This is a genomic window from uncultured Lawsonella sp., from assembly GCF_947252745.1.
GTDB lineage: Bacteria > Actinomycetota > Actinomycetes > Mycobacteriales > Mycobacteriaceae > Lawsonella.
The window spans coordinates 1-3,145 of sequence record NZ_CAMXWW010000019.1 but is presented as its reverse complement, the minus strand read 5'-3'; the positions used below and the strand labels follow the sequence as shown (position 1 = coordinate 3,145).

Annotated in this window: 2 protein-coding genes, 1 tRNA gene and 1 pseudogene; 2 read left to right on the top strand and 2 right to left on the bottom strand. The window is 57.3% G+C overall.

Going from position 1 to position 3,145, the window contains the following annotated elements; all coding sequences use genetic code 11:
* Positions 1-139: 139 nt before the first annotated feature.
* Positions 140-212, bottom strand: a tRNA-Lys gene (locus tag Q0X28_RS08555).
* Positions 213-529: 317 nt separating this feature from the next.
* On the opposite strand from Q0X28_RS08555, the gene Q0X28_RS08550 reads away from it, so the two are divergent.
* The gene (locus tag Q0X28_RS08550; RefSeq protein WP_298577661.1) at positions 530-1,723 is read left to right on the top strand and encodes an Ig-like domain-containing protein; all 1,194 of its coding nucleotides are present in this window, start codon (positions 530-532) and stop codon (positions 1,721-1,723) included.
* Positions 1,724-1,782: 59 nt separating this feature from the next.
* Here Q0X28_RS08550 and Q0X28_RS08545 read toward each other — a convergent pair whose 3' ends face one another.
* Entirely contained in the window at positions 1,783-2,643 is an 861-nt protein-coding gene (locus Q0X28_RS08545) for a siderophore-interacting protein (RefSeq protein WP_298577663.1), read from the bottom strand.
* A gap of 255 nt (positions 2,644-2,898) precedes the next feature.
* On the opposite strand from Q0X28_RS08545, the pseudogene Q0X28_RS08540 reads away from it, so the two are divergent.
* A pseudogene (locus Q0X28_RS08540) lies at positions 2,899-3,145 on the top strand (hypothetical protein); the annotation flags it as partial.

The window sequence follows — 3,145 nt, the reverse complement described above, 5'->3', positions numbered from 1 at the left end:
AATGTCCCTTAGTGCGACACGCCGCAAATCCACACGAAATGTCCCTTAAGCCACATTTTGTCGTTTAACCCTCTGATGAACTGTCCTGGATACGAAAAACGAGGCCAGGGCACTGGGTGTGCTCTGACCTCGCGGTCTGTGCGCCATCAGGGAATCGAACCCCGAACCCACTGATTAAGAGTCAGTTGCTCTGCCAATTGAGCTAATGGCGCTCTGCCTTACGGCAACGAAAGAAAAATATAGCACCACAATTTAAATAGGTGAAATCGCCTGGTTAAAGGGCCGTTTTAGAGGCTTGGAAACAATACGATAACGACTGTGTGGAAGTGAGTGTTTCAAGTGGGACTATGTGGGGCGAGCGGTTAAGGTATCCGTCACGGCAGTCGCTTTTGTATGTTCATGGCGGTGTTCATGGCGGTGCAGAATTCAAGAGTGGGAATCCTGTAACCAAGTAGGCGTTATAAGCGACTAATAAAGGTGAAGTCCGATAGCGGTATCGGCGTGCGGCAGAAAGTTAAGTGGTTGAAGCATGTCCTCTAAGTCGGTGTGGGCAGTGTCAAACATCCGGCGCGTAGTTGTTACTGGCATGGCGGCAGTGCTCGTTGGCACCGCCGCGGTGGGGTGCACCCTCGAACGCGGGGACGCCGCGGAATCCGGGGAGTCCGAGATCGTCCAGGACACCCCTGCAACCATTTCGGTCAAGGACGGCTCGGAGGATGTAGAGCCGGGTATCCCGGTTACCGTGAACACTCCCGCGGGGCTGGACACCGTCACCATGACGAATGAGTCCGGCAAGGAAGTTGAGGCCACCTTCAACGAAGACCGCACGGAATGGACCACCACTGAACCGCTGGGGTATGGCAAGACCTACACCGTCAAGGCCATGACCAAGCTGGGTACGGCCTCGATTGCCACGTTCACCACGGTGAGCCCCCGCTTGCAGTTGGCTGCGTCGATTAGCCCCACCCAGGGCTCTGAGGTTGGTGTTGCCCAAGCCATCGTCTTCTACCTTGACGTGTCCCCGGAGGACCGTCAGGCGGTGCAGGACGCCATCACGATTGAGACGTCCAATAACACTCTGGGCGCCTTCTACTGGGTTGAGAGCAACCAACTGATCTGGCGCCCCAAGGAGTACTGGACGCCAGGTACGGAGGTGACGGTCAAGGCCGACCTTTATGGCAAGGACTTTGGCAACGGCATCTACGGTCAGCAGGACAGTGAAACGAACTTCACCATTGGTGAGGAAGTCCTCACCAAGGTGGACAACAGCACCAAAACCTTGACGGTGTACCGCAACGGTGAGGAAGTGAAGTCCTTCGCCATTGCTCTGGGCCGTGACAACAGCTACGACACCCCGAACGGTACTTACGTGGTGGGTGACAAGCACGACAGCTTGGTCATGGACTCCCGCACCTACGGCCTCAGCCTGGAAGCGGGTGGCTACGTTACCCCGGTGAATTACGCCACCCAGCTGTCCTGGTCTGGCATCTACGTCCACTCCGCACCGTGGGCAACGTGGGCAATGGGGCAGACGAACGTCTCTCACGGCTGCATCAACGCCACCCCGGCGGATGCGCAGTGGTACATGAACACCGTCAAGCGCGGCGACCCAGTGGAGATTGTGAACACCAAGGGTGACACCCTGCCGGGTACGGACGGTCTGGGCTACTGGAACATTGATTGGGAGACAATCAAGGCTGGTAACGCCGACACGTCGTCGTAGGTTTCCGGCACGGCCGCTGACGCCACGAACGAGCGCGTGAGTGAGGCGAGGAGGAGCTTCTAGGCCGTTGCCCTTGCCTCTTCGGCCTCAACCTCAGCGTTGAACTCGCGCTTGGAAGCCTGCCACTGGTCTTCGGTCATGCCGATGCGCCAGTAGCCGGAGATGGAAACGTCTTCTCTTGGAATCCCAGATTCAACGAAGAGGAAGCGGCGCATCTCCTTGATCATTTCGGCGACACCGTGGATGAACCAACTGGTTTTCTTCCCCGTTGGGGTGCCTGCCGCGCGCACCGCACGAGATAATTCTGTGCCGTGGGTTGCGCCGTTGCGGGCCACCCAGTTGATCTCCACGCCCTCGCGGGTGGGGAGGTCAAACTTGCGGTCGTTAGCCTCGATCTCAATGTAGGCGGTCGCCGTTGCGCCTGCTGGGAGGTGTTTCAGTCCGGCGCTGATCGCTGGTGCCGCGGTCTCATCGCCGGCCAGCACAAAGTGCTCGTAGTCTTCCGTCGGCCCCCAAGCGCCGCCGGGGCCGAGGAAGCCGAACCTCTCTCCGACTTCGACGGTGCGCGCCCATGGGGCGGCCAAGCCGGAATCGCCGTGGGTGACGAAGTCAACGTCGAAGTCCCCGGTTTCCGGGTCCAGGTTGATCAAGGTATAAGTGCGGGTGATCGGTTGTTGCTCATTGGGCTGCTGTTCGCGAATCTGCGCGACATCAAATGGCCAGGCATAATCCGCGTCTTCTGGTGTGAACAACAATTTGATGTAGTGGTCAGTGAACTCGAGTTCCTTGCCCACCAATGCGGGGGAGTTCATGTTTAGTCGGACCAGATCGGGAGAAATCTGGCGCCGGCCCGTCACAGTTGCTTCATATGCTTTACGGGGCTTGCGTCTCTGTGCTGCTGGTTTGGGCAGGGCAGCCATGGTTATCACTGTCCTTCAACACTTCTAGATCTCCGCGTGCCGGCGGAGATGAAACGATCTGCGGGTTAGGTAAGCCTAACACGGCTTAAGGGACATTTCGTGTGGATAAACCGATACGGTTTCCCGGGGCAGCCTGGGATAATACGGTGATCTTGATTTTGAATCGGTTCCAACGGCCCGATCTGTGGAATCAACACTGGATAGTCCTAGGTCTGTGATAAGGGGACTGCTGCTGGTGCGGTAAGGCCAATTCCTATGGCTAATAGGAATCGGCCGTCATGTGACATGTGCGGCCACGGACTGGTTAAGAACGGCAAAACCGCGGCAGGAACCCAGCGCTGGTTGTGTCCTAAATGCAACGTTTCATCGATTAATACCCGCGCACACACCAGCGAGATTCGGCACTTCAAAATCTTTATTGACTGGATTCTTTCTGGCGAATCCGCAGGAGAGTGTCTGATGGTTTGTGTGTGGGTTCCCAACCTGCATGAGGAGACGGACC